This is a genomic window from Pseudomonas sp. NPDC088429 (assembly GCF_044753305.1).
Classification (GTDB): domain Bacteria; phylum Pseudomonadota; class Gammaproteobacteria; order Pseudomonadales; family Pseudomonadaceae; genus Aquipseudomonas; species Aquipseudomonas rustica.
On sequence record NZ_JBIVMX010000007.1, the window covers coordinates 77,944 to 93,555 of the forward strand.

Annotated in this window: 10 protein-coding genes; 5 read left to right on the forward strand and 5 right to left on the reverse strand. The window is 58.9% G+C overall.

The window, feature by feature from the left end; all coding sequences use genetic code 11:
• Positions 1-76: 76 nt before the first annotated feature.
• The 4 genes from ACIP66_RS06730 to ACIP66_RS06745 are packed head-to-tail and all read right to left on the reverse strand — an operon-like array spanning position 77 to position 2,678.
• The gene (locus ACIP66_RS06730; RefSeq protein WP_400646486.1) at positions 77-1,390 is read right to left on the reverse strand and encodes a sensor histidine kinase; all 1,314 of its coding nucleotides are present in this window, start codon (positions 1,388-1,390) and stop codon (positions 77-79) included.
• Positions 1,387-2,055: a response regulator transcription factor gene (locus tag ACIP66_RS06735; protein ID WP_053121928.1), complete on the reverse strand. Its 669-nt coding sequence runs from the start codon at positions 2,053-2,055 to the stop codon at positions 1,387-1,389. The genes ACIP66_RS06730 and ACIP66_RS06735 overlap by 4 nt, the downstream gene beginning before the upstream one ends.
• 3 nt (positions 2,056-2,058) lie before the next feature.
• Positions 2,059-2,370, reverse strand: coding sequence for a PepSY domain-containing protein (locus ACIP66_RS06740; protein WP_053121930.1), 312 nt, complete (start codon positions 2,368-2,370; stop codon positions 2,059-2,061).
• Complete coding sequence (locus ACIP66_RS06745) at positions 2,370-2,678, reverse strand: PepSY domain-containing protein (RefSeq protein ID WP_053121932.1); 309 nt, start codon at positions 2,676-2,678, stop codon at positions 2,370-2,372. The genes ACIP66_RS06740 and ACIP66_RS06745 overlap by 1 nt, the downstream gene beginning before the upstream one ends.
• Positions 2,679-2,922: 244 nt before the next feature.
• Between ACIP66_RS06745 and ACIP66_RS06750 the strand changes: the two genes are divergently transcribed.
• Positions 2,923-4,002: a patatin-like phospholipase family protein gene (locus ACIP66_RS06750; protein ID WP_400646490.1), complete on the forward strand. Its 1,080-nt coding sequence runs from the start codon at positions 2,923-2,925 to the stop codon at positions 4,000-4,002.
• Positions 4,003-4,087: 85 nt separating this feature from the next.
• On the forward strand, positions 4,088-4,444 hold the full coding sequence (queD, locus tag ACIP66_RS06755; RefSeq protein WP_007915588.1) for a 6-carboxytetrahydropterin synthase QueD: 357 nt from the start codon (positions 4,088-4,090) through the stop codon (positions 4,442-4,444).
• Positions 4,445-4,504: 60 nt separating this feature from the next.
• Here the strand turns inward: queD and ACIP66_RS06760 are convergent, their stop codons facing one another.
• A complete protein-coding gene (locus tag ACIP66_RS06760) occupies positions 4,505-11,620 on the reverse strand; it encodes a TcdA/TcdB pore-forming domain-containing protein (protein WP_400646492.1) in 7,116 nt (2,371 codons plus the stop codon).
• A 281-nt stretch (positions 11,621-11,901) separates the two neighbouring features.
• Between ACIP66_RS06760 and ACIP66_RS06765 the strand changes: the two genes are divergently transcribed.
• The 3 genes from ACIP66_RS06765 (at position 11,902) to codA (ending at position 15,527) form a co-directional block, all read left to right on the forward strand.
• Positions 11,902-12,714: an alpha/beta fold hydrolase gene (locus tag ACIP66_RS06765; protein ID WP_400646495.1), complete on the forward strand. Its 813-nt coding sequence runs from the start codon at positions 11,902-11,904 to the stop codon at positions 12,712-12,714.
• A 290-nt stretch (positions 12,715-13,004) separates the two neighbouring features.
• Positions 13,005-14,276 (forward strand): cytosine permease, encoded by a 1,272-nt coding sequence (gene codB, locus ACIP66_RS06770; RefSeq protein ID WP_159815696.1) that lies wholly within the window; start codon positions 13,005-13,007, stop codon positions 14,274-14,276.
• 15 nt (positions 14,277-14,291) lie between these two features.
• Positions 14,292-15,527, forward strand: a complete 1,236-nt coding sequence (gene codA, locus ACIP66_RS06775; RefSeq protein ID WP_053121942.1) for a cytosine deaminase — start codon at positions 14,292-14,294, stop codon at positions 15,525-15,527.
• Positions 15,528-15,612: the final 85 nt, after the last annotated feature.

Consider the following 15,612-nt stretch of genomic DNA (forward strand, 5'->3'; position numbering starts at 1 on the left):
CTTTTGATCTGGCTGTTTAAAGATCAAAAGATCGCAGCCTGCGGCAGCTCCTACCGGTTTTAGGCTCGGATCGGAATCAGCGTTTGGGCAGGTTGATGAGGACTTTCAGCCCGCCCCACTCGCTTTCCATCAACATCAGCGTCCCACCCCACGTATCAACAATATCGCGCACAATCCCCAGCCCCAAGCCATGCCCATGCGTCTGCTCATCCAGCCGCGTCCCCCGACTAAACACCTGCGCGCGCTGTTCTTCTGGGATCCCCGGCCCGTCATCTTCCACGCTCAGGGCAAATCCCTCAGGCGTTTCGACCACGCTCAAACGCACCTCGGCATCCGCCCACTTGCAGGCGTTGTCGAGCAGATTGCCCAGCAGCTCCAGCAAATCCTCACGATCCCACGGCAACTGCAATCCCGTCGGCGCGACATAACTCAACGCCAGATGCTCGCCATGAATCATGTTCAGTGTCGCCAGCAACCCCGGCAGTTCGGCATCGCAATCAAACAACGCCCCCGGCAACGCATCGCCAGATAATCGTGCGCGGTTCAGCTCGCGATTGAGCCGTTGCTGCACCTGTTCCAGTTGTTCGAGAAGAATCTTGCGCAGCTCGGGATGGGCATCGAGTTTCTCGCTCGACGCCAGGCTCAACAGCACCGCCAACGGCGTTTTCAACGCATGCCCGAGGTTGCCCAAGGCATTACGCGAACGCTTGAGACTGTCCTCGGTGTGCGCAAGCAAATGGTTGATCTGCGCCACCAACGGTTCCAGTTCCACCGGCACTTGATCGTCGAGTTGCGAACGCTGGCCCTGCTGCAATTGCGCGATCTGCTCGCGGGCCTTTTCCAGCGGCTTCAGTGCGCGGCGCACGGTCAGCCGTTGCAAAAACAGAATCAGCAGCAACGCCGCCAACCCCAGACCGAGACCAATCTGGCGCATGCGCTGAAAGCTGTCGCTGACCGGCGTGTAGTCCTGCGCAACGCTGATCGAAATCGACTGGCCCAGACGCCGATAGTCCGAACGCAGCACCAGCAACCGCTGCCCGTCCGGGCCCAGTTGCAAGTTGCTGTGCAGACCGGGCTGATCCAGCAGCGGCAAGTCCTGATCCCACAGCGAGCGCGAACGCCAGTGGCTGTCGGCAAAATCGATACGGAAGTAATGCCCGGAAAACGGTCGCTGATACGCCGGCGACAAGTGCCGCTCATCCAGCTGCAACCCCATGGGGCCGCGCACCAGCGCCACCAACAGGGTTTCGCTGTCGTCGCGCAGGCCGGCTTCGAGGTAGCGCTGCAAACCCACTTCGAACAACCACAAACTGGTTTGCGCCAGCACCAGACCGACGATCACCATCACGCTGATCAAACCCAGGCTCAAGCGGCGCTGGATTGACCTCATGAAGCCTGCCCGCCGAACAGGTAACCCTGGCCGCGTCGGGTTTCGATCACGCTTTTGCCGAGCTTGCGGCGCAGGTGATTGACGTGGACTTCGAGGACGTTGGAATCGCGCTCGGTTTCACCGTCGTAGAGGTGTTCGGCGAGGTGACTTTTGGAAAGGATTTGCTCGGGGTGCAGCATGAAATAACGCAGCAGACGAAACTCGGCGGCGGTCAGTTGAATGTCGGTGCCGTCGCGCACCACGCACTGACGGCCCTCGTCCAGATGCAGGCCGGCGGCTTGCAACGTCGCCTGATTGGACTGGCCCTTGGAGCGGCGCAGCAGCGACTGTATGCGCAGAAACAGCTCTTCGGGGTGAAACGGTTTGGTCAGGTAATCGTCGGCGCCGGCCTTCAGGCCTTCAATGCGTTCGGCCCAGGAATCACGCGCGGTGAGGATCAGCACCGGAATCGCCAGACCGCCCGCGCGCCACTGCGCCAGCACCTCAAGCCCCGGCACACCAGGCAGACCGAGGTCGAGGATGATCAGGTCGTACGGCTCACTGCTGCCCTGATACAGCGCATCACGGCCGTCCGCCAGCCAATCGACTGCGTAGCCTTGGCGTTGCAGACCGGCGAGCAATTCGTCCGCCAGCGGTACGTGGTCTTCCACCAAAAGCAAACGCATCGATCAATCTTCCTTGTCTTTCACTAATTCACCGGTTTCGGCCTTGAGGTGCAACTCACGGGCGACACCCTCGACGGTAAGCAACTCGACCTCATAAATGTAGACGTCGTGTTTCTCTTCCAGCTCGACTTCCAGCAGTTTGGCGCCCGGATAACGATCCATTGCCTGCTGCAGCACTTGCTCCAGCGGCAGGATGACGCCCTGGCGACGCAGGTTCAGCGCTTCGTCCTGATCGAGGTCGCGGGCCATCGCCGCCGAGCAAAAAACTACCAGCGCCAGCGCCGTGCGGCTGGTGGCGCGAACATTAAGCTTCATTACGTATCCTGATGATCCTTGAGAACCTGCCCGGTCACCGCGTCTAATTCCAGATCCCAATTGAGACCCTGCGGATCACGCATTTCGACCTGGTAGATGTACTTGCCGTACTCTTCTTCCAGCTCGGTTTCGGTGATCGTCGAGCCCGGATGTTTGGCCAGCGCGGTTGCGTTGAGCTTCTCGAAGGAAACGATAGTACCAGCGTCGCGCAGGCGCAGGGCTTCATCCGGGCCCAGATCGCGGGCGTGGGCGATGCTGGCAGTGAAGCCGATGATCGCGCAAATGGACAGGGCAGTCAGGGTTTTCAAAAGGGTGTCTCCGTATTTTTTATGTATTGCTCACGGTCGGCACCTTAACCAGATGAACTTAACTGAAACTGAATTGCCATCATTCTCCCTCCCTGAAATATCTCCTGTAGGAGCTGCCGAAGGCTGCGATCTCTTGATCTTGTTTTTAAAAAGCCAGGATCAAAAGATCGCAGCCTTCGGCAGCTCCTACAGGATTCTGTAACATGTGCTTATAATTGTTCGCTTGCTAACGATCGAGACCGGTATGACCGCCATCCACATCAAGTTCCCCGCCCTCACCCTCAAGGCCGGCCCACGGGCCATGGCGCGGATTCGCGCGCAGGGTCTGAGCGCCGCTGACGTCGGCACCTTGCCCGGTGCGGCCGGTGGGCCGAAGGCGTTGGGGATTCAGGGGCTGGATCTGGCGCTGTTCGGTGAATGGCTGCCGAGTGCGCCGCGTGAGCGTTCGCTGATTGGCGCCTCGGTCGGTTCCTGGCGCTTCGCCAGCGCTTGCCTGCCGGACGCCGCCGCAGGCATCCGCCGCCTCGGCGAGCTCTACGCCGAGCAGAACTTCAACAAAGGCGTGACCATGGCCGAGATCAGTCAGAGCTCGCAGCGCATGCTCAATGACCTGCTTGATGGTCGCGACGCGAGCATCCTCGACAACGCGCATTACCGCTTGAACATCATGGTGGTGAAAAGTCAGGGGCGTCTGGCTGATGACCATCGCGGTCGCCTCGGTCTGGCGCTGGGTTCGGTGATCGCCGACAACCTGCGCGGTCGTGCGCGACTGTCGCGGCACTTCGAACGGCTGATCATCCACGATCCGCGCCTCGCCCCGCCGGTGAATGCGCTCGACGATTTCCCGTCGCGCTTCGTCGCACTGAATGCCGGCAACTTGCGTCAAGCGCTGCTGGCCTCGGGGTCGATCCCGATGGTCATGGAAGGCGTGCGCGACCTGCCGGGCGCCGGGGCTGGCACCTTCCGCGACGGCGGTCTGCTCGACTATCACCTCGATCTGCCCTACAGCGGTGACGGCATCGTGCTCTATCCGCACTTCACCGACCGGGTGATTCCGGGCTGGTTCGACAAGACCCTACCGTGGCGCAAAGCCTCGGTGCAGCGCTTGCAGGACGTGCTGTTGCTCGCGCCGTCGAAGGAATACCTGGCGCGCCTGCCCTACGGCAAACTTCCTGATCGTAACGACTTCAAACGCTTCATGGGTGACGCACCGAGCCGGCAGAAATACTGGCACGCGGCGATGGACGAGAGCCGCCGTCTGGGCGACGAGTTCCTCGAACTGACTGCCAATGGTCGCCTCGCCGAGCGCTTGCTGACCCTTTAGTCAGCACGGCCAAACACAAGCTGGTAAACTCGCCGCCTGCCCGAATCGCTGCGGCGAACACCATCTGAACAGAGCCGAAAATACCGTGGAAATCTTCAAGGAATTTACTTTCGAATCCGCCCACCGCCTGCCGCACGTCCCGGACGGCCATAAGTGCGGACGTCTGCACGGTCACTCGTTCAAAGTGGCGCTTCACCTGAGCGGCGACCTCGATCCGCACACTGGCTGGATCCGTGATTTCTCGGAAATCAAAGCGATCTTCAAGCCGTTGTACGAGCGTCTGGATCACAACTACCTGAACGACATTCCTGGCCTGGAAAACCCGACCAGCGAAGTGCTGGCAAAATTCATCTGGAATGAAATGAAGCCGTTGCTGCCAGAACTGAGCGCGATCCGTATTCACGAGACGTGCACCAGCGGCTGCATCTATCGCGGCGAATAAACGCAAAAAAGGGTCGTGAGCATTACTGCTCACGACCCTTTTTTTATTCGCTCAGCGAACTTAGTCGCTGAGTGAGTCGATCAGCGTCTTCAACTCGATCACCTCCCCCGCAGTCTGCACTTGCTGCAAAGTGCTCAGCAGTTGCTCGACATTCAGCCGGTGATCGCGCCCCTCAATGGCGACGCTCAAGTAGATCGGCACCCGCAATTGTCCATCCTGTGGCTCGACGTCGCGGATAATCAACGTTTGCGCAGTGTCCGGATCGACCAGCAACAGGCTGCCCCGCGCCTCCGACACCAGCCAGTGCGCACTGCCGAACCGTTCCAGTAGCAGCGTATGCTCACCCGGCGCACCGTCTTCGGAGACATGCCGGCGATCGACAACAATACAATCCAGCCGTCGCCAGGCCTCGTCCGATACCCGGAACGTCTGCGCATTCAAACCGAATGCCAGAACCAACGTCTCGACCCCATCAAGCAACAACGGTTGCAAGTCGTCGACATCGATTGTGCTTTCCAGCGTGAGCACCTCACCGTCCCGCGCCGCGTGACTGGCCGCAAGGTTGAAACGGTTATCCGAATCGCGGCGGTAAAATACTTTGTCCAGTGCATCGAACAACAGCGTCTGCCACACGTTTTTCACCCCCAGGAACTGCGCCCACTGACCGTCGGGACGCCCCTTGAGGACAAACAGTTGCTCTTGCTCCACCAGGTAGTAAGCATACTGATCGCCACTGTGCTCAACCGCGAGCACCGGTGCGTGGGCGTGTCCCGCCAGCAGATTGTGCAGACGCGCCTGAAGTGACAAGCCGCTCTGATCGGCACGAGCCCATGCATTTTCCACGCTGACTATCCGCGCTGGCTGCTCATCCACCAGTTCAAGATTGACGCCTTCGCGAGTGCGGCCGCGCAACCGCTGTCCTTCGCTGACGACGTCGGCAAAACACCACTCGGCCCATACTTTTTGCGCCGCCGGTAACCGCTCCGGATGCAGCAGCCGCGAACCACCGGCAAATGCCTCGCGAAGCGTTTCGGCGCTGCTGAATTCCTGACGATAGAGCTGACCGGCTTCGGTATCGAAAAACCATACGGCCTGGCCATCCGGGGTCAGACTGAGCAACGCCAGCTCTTTGCCAGGATTGACCTGACTCACACACAGCTTGCCGTCGACACACCAGGCCGCCAGCAGGGTATGTTCGCTGAACTGCGACAGGCCAATCACCGGGAAAGGTCGTTTGCCGTGCTCGATGACCAGCGCAGGCAGCGCGAAAATCCAGTCGGGGTGATGGTCGAGCCAACGCTTGCCGACACCGATGAACGTCGGCGCAGCGTCCTTATCGATCTCGAACATCTGCCCATCGCCCCTGGTCAAGATGTAGCGACCTTGCGATTGCGTCACTTCAGCCACATCGCTTATCAAGGTTTGATCAAGCGCGCTATCCGGACCTGCGGGATTGGAAAAACCACGTATCAGCGCGCTTTTCGCCACGTCGTAGAAGAGCATTGACTCATTGTCCGACTGATCCCACATCAGCATGATTTTTTGCACCGGCTCCTCGTCATCCGAACCGTCATTTGCGTAAAACTTATCGTCACTCAAACGTATCCAGCCCGACGCCACAGGATTGCCCAATAGATAGCCACGCACTCCCACAAACGGAGCGGATGTCCAAAGACTTAACGGCACGTCGATCTCGGCAAGCGCCGCCAGTTGATCGTCGGGCTGCACAAACCGACTGAGCCGCTCCGCCCACGTCCCGCCTAACCACGCAGTATCGCTCCTGAATGCGTAGTCAGCGTTGATGTGGACGAAGGTGACGGTGTTGTCGGCGATCAGGTACTCCAGCGTGCAGCGCGCGTCTTCATCGTGGATCATTTCCTGAAGAACACGCAGCTTGCCGTCAGCGGTTTGCTCGCAGCCAATGATCTTCGAGCCTTCGCGCGGACTCAGCAGGCGATAAGCATGATTGACGCGGCCCATGGCGGCATCGACGTGCCATACCGTCGCGTAATCCGGGTGGTAGAACCACGCCTGTTGACCGGAAACGCCGCCCAATGCCATGCCTTCGCGTAATGCGGCCGGCATGTCGCGCACATACAGCACTCGATCCAGTGCCACGTCGTAGTAAGCGGTGGTGTATTGCACATCGGCGTCGTGATTAAACGGCACGATGAAGTGATACAGGGGCACATAGCGGCCAGCCAGTCGATTGGCTTTGGCCAGCGTGCGCAGGCGCGCCAACACCGTGGGCATGTCAGCAGGCTTGGCATCTGGCAACTCGTGGGTACTTTTGCTCAGCGTGATCGACACCAACATCCACGTGTCTTTCTCTCGATCAAACTGAAACAGCTCGCCATCCCTGAGCAGCAGAAAACCGTTGAAGCCGGCGACCCGTACGCCGCCGACGATCAGATCCCCACCGCCAAAACCGACCTGTTTCTCGCTCGCCCAGGGGGCCCTGATCAACCAGTTGACTTCATGCAAGCCGCCGGGTTTGCTCAATCGAACCTTGATGACACCGGGTGTCAGTGTCAGTTGATAAAGCCCGGATTGACCGGTGATCTCGTAACTCAGCAGGTTGTGCCATTCCTTCGGCAATTCAGGGACGACCAGGTAACGCGCCTGATCATCCAGCGTCACTGTGATGGTCGTCGGTTTGTTGACGGGCAGGAGCTTGTAAAGAATGTGTGGAAACGGGGCGGTGGAGAAAAACTGGAAGCGCTGCTCGTCATTGTCACTGGCAAATTCCAGGCGTTTTTTCCAACTGTCCAGAATGTTCGGATACAGGGTCATTGAAGAGCTTTCGAAGTAGCCTTCGAGGTCGCCATCGTAAGCCTCATGCAAAGCCTTTACGCGCGGGTAAAGATCATCGTCCGGCTTAAATCCCGAAAACAAAACCAAATTGTACTCATACCCGTAGTAACACTGGGGCGTACAGGGCAGAACGACGATTTCTATACCCCGATCATCCGTCTTGCCGAATTTGAGAGTGCCTGCGCGAGACATCGCCTCGCGAATATTGATGGCCCGATGCAGATGCTCAGGGAACGAGTTGTAGCCAGGCAAACCCAATGTGTGCGGCTCCAACGGGAAAAACCGCTGGCTATCGAACTTGACCTGACGCGCCTGCAGATCAAGTTCGGTGATCACCGCTTCCACGGCAAACTTCAGCACACCGTCCTTACGCTCGACCCCTTCAAGCCCGTAGGCATCGTGAATCATCAACAGATGTCTGCCGACGTTTCGTGCCTTGTCACTGATTTGTCCAAGGTTGCTGGCGATGGCCGTGAAACCGATGCCCAGCCCCAACAGCGGCACCGCCAAAAACGAAGCTGCCGCACCCACGGTTCCGCCCACGGCCAACGCGGTCACATCAAGGCCCAGCGCTGCCAGATTGAACGCCAGTTGCGTGGTCAGCCGCGAACGTTCTTCATCATTGCTTGCCACCGTCAGGCCATGGATGTCGAAGCCGATATTGATCAGTGAAAAGCCGATACCGATACCCGTCGAAACACGCCCCAACAGCCGACCCGACACCGAGGTTTGCTGCTTGATAAACGCCTGTTCGCTGAGTGCCACCTGACGCACCAGATTGATCATCTGCACCGTGTCTGTCACCACGCCGTAGGCCAGTTGCGCATAGCTCACATAGACCTGAACCTGCAGGGCGATGGACAGCGTTGGCAGCGAACCGGCATCGATCTGACGTTCGCGGTCGCGCATTTCCGTCACCAGTGTCTGGATGGCAAAAGCGAAACTCAGCCGACTGCCACCCTCCTCCGCGCCAGGGCCGCCGGTATTGCCGGAAACCGCATCGACCAACTGCTGAATTCCTTTTTTTACTTTCAAGAAGCGCGCATCGGTGGTGTTGATGTGGACGCTGTCGGCCGGATGTCGCGCGTCGATCATGGTGAGCGAAAAGCGCCCGTCGGCGGTGCTTTTGACGGTTTCCAGAAGCGGCATGTATTCGCTGCGCAGCCCATGTTCGTTGCGCAATTGGCGCGTCGCCAGATCGAACTCTTGCGTCAGATAGCGTGCATCCACTTGCGCGAGGCTTTCGCCCAGTCGGGCATTTTCCGACAGCGAGCGTGCCCTCAGCGCTGATTGCTTCTCCCACACACTGATCGACTCAACCCCCGGGAGCGCAGTGTTCTCAAGCAAGCTGCCAACCTGCAGACTCGAGGGCAACACGGTCTCGGCAATGGCGGCAGTGTTCAGCTCAACCACGTTGAAGCGCAGATCGCCGGCATCCGCCAAACCATACAACCTTGCCAACTCACCACCATCGCGAAGCAGGTGTTCTTTGATGCCTTGTTGCATCGCCGATCCATGCTCGAAACCATACACCGCGAAATTCGGCTCAAAGAAGCGATAAGCCGTGCTGTCAGCGTTCACCACTCGGGCCGCCAGCAACACATGATTGCCGGTGTCGAGCAGCAGCACACTGGACGCCGCTTTCGCCTCCAGCGCCGCCATCACTCCCTGCAAATCGTGACTTCCCAATGACGTGCCGACGAGGTTCATGCGCACCTCACGCAGCTCATCGAGCGACAACAGTAACGCCCGGGAGTCAGCGTCCGCTGGCGCCAGACTGGCGTTGGCGACCCTGCCGATCAGCGCGCGTTCGGCGCTCTCACCACGGCTGAATGCCACCGCCATCAGCAACGCCAGCGGATAACAGCGGCGGCCAGGATCACCCGCCGCGTGCACCAGAAAGGCCTGGGGCATTTGCCGCGCAGAGACCGCGCCCGCCTTGAAAAACTGCTCGCGCACGGGCGCTGCCTGCTTGAGGATCCGGGTGCGATATTCCCACTGCGCGGTGGCATTGATTTGCGCAATGGATTGGCCCCAATGACTTAGCGTCAGCGACCGCGACAGCGCCAGTACCTTGAGTTCACGGGCCGACTGCTCGCCCCGTTTGACGTTACGCGCCAGCGCCGCTACGAAGGCCGGGGCCTGACGTTCAGACAAGGTTTTCTCGATGGCAGCAAAACGCGCGAATAACCCGTCATCAGCGCTGTCTCTGGCGAGTGCTTGCGCGGCTTGCCACGCGGGTTCAAACCCTGCGCTATCAAGACTTTCAGCAGCAAACAGCCCGCCAAGTACCACGCGATGCACCGGGCTCAGTTGCTCAAGGGGTAGCGAACCACGCCCGAGATGCACCAACAGTTCATTGAGATTTTCCGGGTGCTGTGCGCCGACGGACGCCGGGATGTCGTCGATCCGTTGGCTTCGTATTTGACGACGCTCATCGAAACTCAGGCTGGCGTTGCCCGCAAACACCACATCGCCACTGAGCTTGTCGCTCATGGCCCGAATGAACGGTTCGCCCAGCTCATCGATCAGCCGTTGCACGATAGCGGTGATCAGTACCGGTTTGCCCTCAACCACTGGCCAGCCACGCTTGAAGGTCAGGGTATTCGCCGGTTTGAGCAGCTCCTGCAGATTGGCGGTGTAACGTGCCTTGAATTTGCCGTCGCGCCAGGCTTGTTGTTCGTTCGCCACCCAGGAAGATTCGCTGTCGTCGCGCTCCTTCCAGCCGCTGATCAACTCCTCTTCAGTGGCCGTGTTGTAGCCGTATTTTACGTGCTGTAACGCTTTGACCTGCAATGCCCCGCGCGACGTGTATCGATGCTCGGCAAAGAGCTCCGTCCCCGCCAGTAACGCACCAGGGCCCGTGAGATCGATCGTTGCACCGGCTCCCGGTACGACACCGTCCCGGTGATACGTGACAATCGCGCTGATAATCCGAAACTCATACGCTTTCCAGAGACGTAGCAGCGTTTCATTTCCGGCGAATGGCGAATCAATTTCACCCAACCTGGTTTGCGTCTCGCTCAGTACCTGCGCTTCCTCCCAGGCAAGGCCCTTTTTATCCAGTTCGCGCTCAACCGCTTCGATGACGTCGTAGTAATACCGAACCAGTTTCATCGTAAAAAGCGTCATGTCAGCTTGCGAATGCGCAACGATGTAAGCATTCATCAACTTTGGATTGGGCGAACCGGGATCGGTCGGTGATCCCATGCCAAACATATCAGTGGCGGTGGACTGCGAATTCACCGGTGCAAAAATCTGATCAAGTGTTGGTAAACTTTTCGCCAACGCCTCAAGTTCAGCAAACTGTGCTTGAGGAATATTAACCAACACGTCCTGATATCGACTGCCATCGCGCCCAGGCATTAATTGCGGGTTGTGATTGAGCAGCAACTGCAAGACACCGGCTCGCGCCGACGAGTCCATCTTCGCGATATTGATACCCCCGATCTCATCAGCGAGCGGCAGCAAGTAATCAAGGTCACTGTAAACACCCCCCTCCCCATGCACAGCTTGCAGCCGCACCACATCGGAAGCCGCCGCAAAGTTGCCACGCAAGGATATTTCACGGTCATAGGCAGACCACAGAAAGTGTTCCCTGAACGCCTGCCGGGCATTGCGTACCTGCACACGTTCGTCGGCCATGTCCAAGTGACTTTGCAAGTAGCGCTCTCGCGCCGCCCGCAGTTGCGACTTGTCCTGAGCAAATGCTTCGACCAGAAATTCGATGCGCGCTTCATCGGGGCTCAGCCCGCGTACTTGTGCTTGCTGGATGAAATCGAAGGCCTGTCGCCGCAAGACCGCCAACCGCGCTTCGTACAACTGACTCAAGGCAAAACTGGAAATCGGCTGATCGCCCCCTGAAAGCATGGCGTCTGCCTTGGCGGCTTGCACCAGGGTGCGATTGACATCAAACGCCATCAACGCCTCGGGGTCGTACCAGAGACTGAAAGTAAAGTCTGCCGGGGCCCGGGCTTTCCAGATATTGAAGTAGTCGCGCTGATTGACGCCAAACATTGCGCCGCCCACCCAGACAAAATGCAGGTGTTTCGGCACTTCATGGGCAGTCAGCATGACGGTGTTTTGCAGACGTTGACGATAACTTTCCACTGTACGCACAAGATCAGCCAGCCCCGCAACTTCTTCCTGACTCTGCAACGCCAGCAACGTTTCCCGGAACAGGCTGATGGTCTGGAGCATGCCCTCCGATGTCTCTTGCAACAGCGCCGCCGCCTGATACCTGAGCGCGGCTTCGTAGTGTTCGGCGCCTTTGAAGGCGTTCAAGATGCTCTCAACCTCCGAAGGGGCAGCGATCTTTTGCCATTCCTGATATTCACTGATTACAAAACTTTCTGAAGCCATTCTTAAACATCCTTTTTAGCGATAACTTCGAAAATAAAAGCGACACGCAGCCGTTCACCCAACTTCACAAACACTGAAGTTGAAAATTCGATCTGGAATTAAATACGAGAACAAAACTACGCCATGCCCACAAAAAAACCAAAAACAACGCACTACAAGCCATTACGGAAACATGCAACAAACAATCGAAACTTTGAGAAAGATACTTTATAGAAGCGGCACAACCTATTGGCCGATTATTGATTATGCTATTGGCTTGAACACGCGAAGAGGACAGCCCCATGACAGACTGGCTGCTGGATCAAGTCTTTGACTTCAACGGTCACTCAGTGCGCCATGCCGTACGTGGCGATGGCCCGCCGCTGGTGTTCGTGCATGGCACACCTTTCTCGTCTTACGTGTGGCATCGGATTGCGCCGCACTTCTTTGCCACGCACCGTGTGTATTACTTCGATTTGCTCGGTTATGGACGCTCCGCGAAACCTGCCGCCGATGTCTCCCTCGGTGTGCAAAACCAGTTGTTGGCGCAGTTGCTCGATCACTGGAATATCCAAAATCCCGACGTGGTCGCCCATGACTTTGGCGGTGCCACGGCGCTGCGCACTCACCTGCTCAATGGCAAGGATTACCGCAGCCTGACGCTGATCGATCCGGTGGCGCTGACGCCATGGGGCTCGCCGTTTGTGCAGCATGTTCGCCAGCACGAAGCGGCATTCAGCGGTCTGCCCGATTACATCCAGCGCGCCGTCGTGCCGGCCTACATTCGCGGGGCGATTCACCGGGCGATTCCCGACGACGAACTCGCGCCTTACGTAGAGCCGTGGCTCGGCGATCCCGGGCAAGCGGCGTTCTATCGGCAGATTGCGCAGATGGATGAGCGCTATACCCGTGAGGCAGAACCGTTGTATCCGAGCATCCGCTGCCCGGTACAGATTCTCTGGGGCGAAGACGATCAGTGGATTCCCATCGAGCGTGGCCGAGCGTTACATCAAATGATCCCGGGATCACAATTCCACCCGATTCCCGACGCCGGCCACCTCGTCCAGGAAGACGCCCCCGAAGCCATCGTCGCCGCCCTATTACGCTTCCTCTGACCTTGATCGTTCCCACGCTCTGCGTGGGAATGCCTCAACGGACGCTCCGCGTTCGGCTTTGGGTGGGACGCGGAGCTTCCCGGGCTGCATTCCCACGCAGAGCGTGGGAACGAGCAAAATCAAAAGATCGCAGCCTGCGGCAGCTCCTACATTGGGCTTCGGTGAAGTCAGGTGCACCGATTTCGCGCTAATCCACGCGACTCGTCTATACATAACCCGCGCCAAACGGAACATGGCACGACCACTGCAACCTTTCTCCGCGTCTTCTCTTTCTCAGCAAGGACCGCCCCATGACGCAGAACGATCCCGGCAACGATTACCCCCTCAGCGAAGTCCCGATGCACGCGCGCAAAGGCCTGGCCTCTACGGCGATGGTGTTACTGGGCTTCACGTTTTTCACCGCGACCATGTTTGCCGGCGGCAAGCTCGGCGTGGCGTTCAGTTTCGGCGAGATGATGGCGGTGATCATCGTCGGCAACTTGCTGCTCGGTTTGTACGCGGCAGGCCTCGGTTACATCGCCTTCAAGAGCGGCCTTAATTCGGTGTTGATGGGGCGCTTCTGCTTCGGCGAAGTCGGCAGCAAACTCAGCGACCTGATCCTCGGTTTCACTCAAATCGGCTGGTACGCCTGGGGCACTGCCACGGCTGCGGTGGTGCTCGGCAAATACTTCGAGCTTGATGAGGGCACGGTGCTCGGGCTGATGGTGCTGTTCGGTCTGGTGTTCTGTGCCACGGCTTACGTCGGTTATCGTGGGCTGGAGATTCTGTCGTACATCGCAGTGCCGGCGATGATGTTGCTGCTGATGCTGTCGATGTGGGTGGCGACAGTGAAAGTTGGCGGTTTCGAAGGATTGCTCAGCGTCGTGCCGAGCGGTTCGCTGGACTGGTCGACGGCGATCACTTTGGTGTTCGGCACCTTCGTCAGCGGCGCGACGCAAGCGACCAACTGGACGCGTTTCTCGCGCTCGGCGCGTGTCGCGGTGCTGGCCAGCCTGATCGGTTTCTTCATCGGCAACGGCTTGATGGTGTTGATCGGCGCGTACGGCGCCATCGTCTATCAACAGCCGGACGTGGTTGAAGTGCTGCTGTTGCAAGGCTTCGCCATGGCCGCGATGGCCATGCTGCTGCTGAACATCTGGAGCACCCAGGACAACACCATCTACAACTTCGCCGTCGCCGGTTGCAACCTGCTGCGCACCGGACGGCGCAAGACCGTGACGCTGGCCGGTGCAGTGATTGGCACCTTGCTCGCGTTGCTCGGCATGTACGACATGCTCGTGCCCTACCTGATTCTGCTCGGCACGGTGATTCCGCCGATTGGCGGGGTGATCATGGCCGACTTTTTCTACCGCTGGCGCGGGCACTATCCACGCCTGGCCGACGCACGGTTGCCGGCGTTCAACTGGCCGGGCCTCGGGGCTTACGCGGTCGGCACCGTCGCCGCGTTCAGCTCGCCATGGGTTGCGCCGCTGGTAGGCATCGCCGCTGCCGCGTTAACGTATGTCATCGTCACCGGCGCGCTCGGCGCTCGCAGCGCGGCCGCGCCACTACAAGACTTATAAAAAAGGATTCGCCTGATGCACATCATCAACGCCCGTTTGCGCAACCAGGAAGGTTTGCACGAATTGCACCTCGAAGACGGCCTGATCCGCAGCATCGCCCGGCAGACCGAAGCGCCGACGCTGGGCCCCGACGACCTCGACGCCGGCGGCAATCTGGTGGTGCCGCCCTTCGTCGAGCCACACATTCACCTCGACGCCACCCTCACCGCCGGCGAACCGCGCTGGAACATGAGCGGCACGCTGTTCGAAGGCATTGAGTGCTGGGGCGAGCGCAAGGTCACCATCACCGAAGAAGACACCAAGACCCGCGCCAAGAAAACCATCCAGACCCTCGCCGCGCACGGTATTCAGCACGTGCGCACCCACGTCGACGTCACCGATCCACAACTCACCGCACTGAAAGCCATGCTCGAAGTGCGCGAAGAAAGCCGTCACCTGATCGACCTGCAAATCGTCGCGTTCCCACAGGAAGGCATCGAATCGTTCCGCAATGGCCGCGAGTTGATGGAAGAGTCGATTCGCATGGGTGCTGACGTGGTTGGCGGCATTCCACACTTTGAATACACCCGCGATCAGGGCGTCAGTTCGGTGAAGTTTCTGATGGACCTGGCCGAGCGCACCGGTTGCCTGGTCGACGTGCACTGCGACGAAACCGACGACCCACACTCGCGCTTCCTCGAAGTACTCGCCGAAGAAGCACGCAGCCGCGACATGGGCGCGCTGGTCACCGCCAGCCACACCACGGCGATGGGTTCTTATGACAACGCTTACTGCGCGAAACTGTTCCGTCTGCTCGGGCATTCCGGGATCAGTTTTGTCTCATGCCCAACCGAAAGCATCCACCTGCAAGGGCGCTTCGACAACTTCCCGAAACGCCGTGGCGTCACCCGCGTGAACGAGTTGCTCGAAGCCGGGATGAACGTGTGTTTCGGTCAGGATTCCATCGTCGATCCGTGGTATCCGCTGGGCAACGGCAACATCCTCCGTGTGCTTGAGGCGGGGCTGCACATCTGCCACATGCTCGGCTATCGCAACCTGCAAAGTGCGCTGGATCTGGTCACCGACAACAGCGCCAAAGCGATGCATCTGGGCGAGCGTTATGGGCTGGAACAGGGGCGTCCGGCGAACCTGCTGATACTGTCGGCGGACAGTGATTATGAGGTGATCCGCAGTCAGGGTTTACCGCTGTATTCGATTCGCGCCGGCAAAGTGCTGATGAAACGGCAGATGCCGGTGGTGGAGTTCGTCTAAGGTGAAGAAACCGGCGTCGCAATGACGCCGGCAACCCCTGCGATGGATGCTTCTTCATGCTGAAGTTCGTGCGTAGTTGATCAGC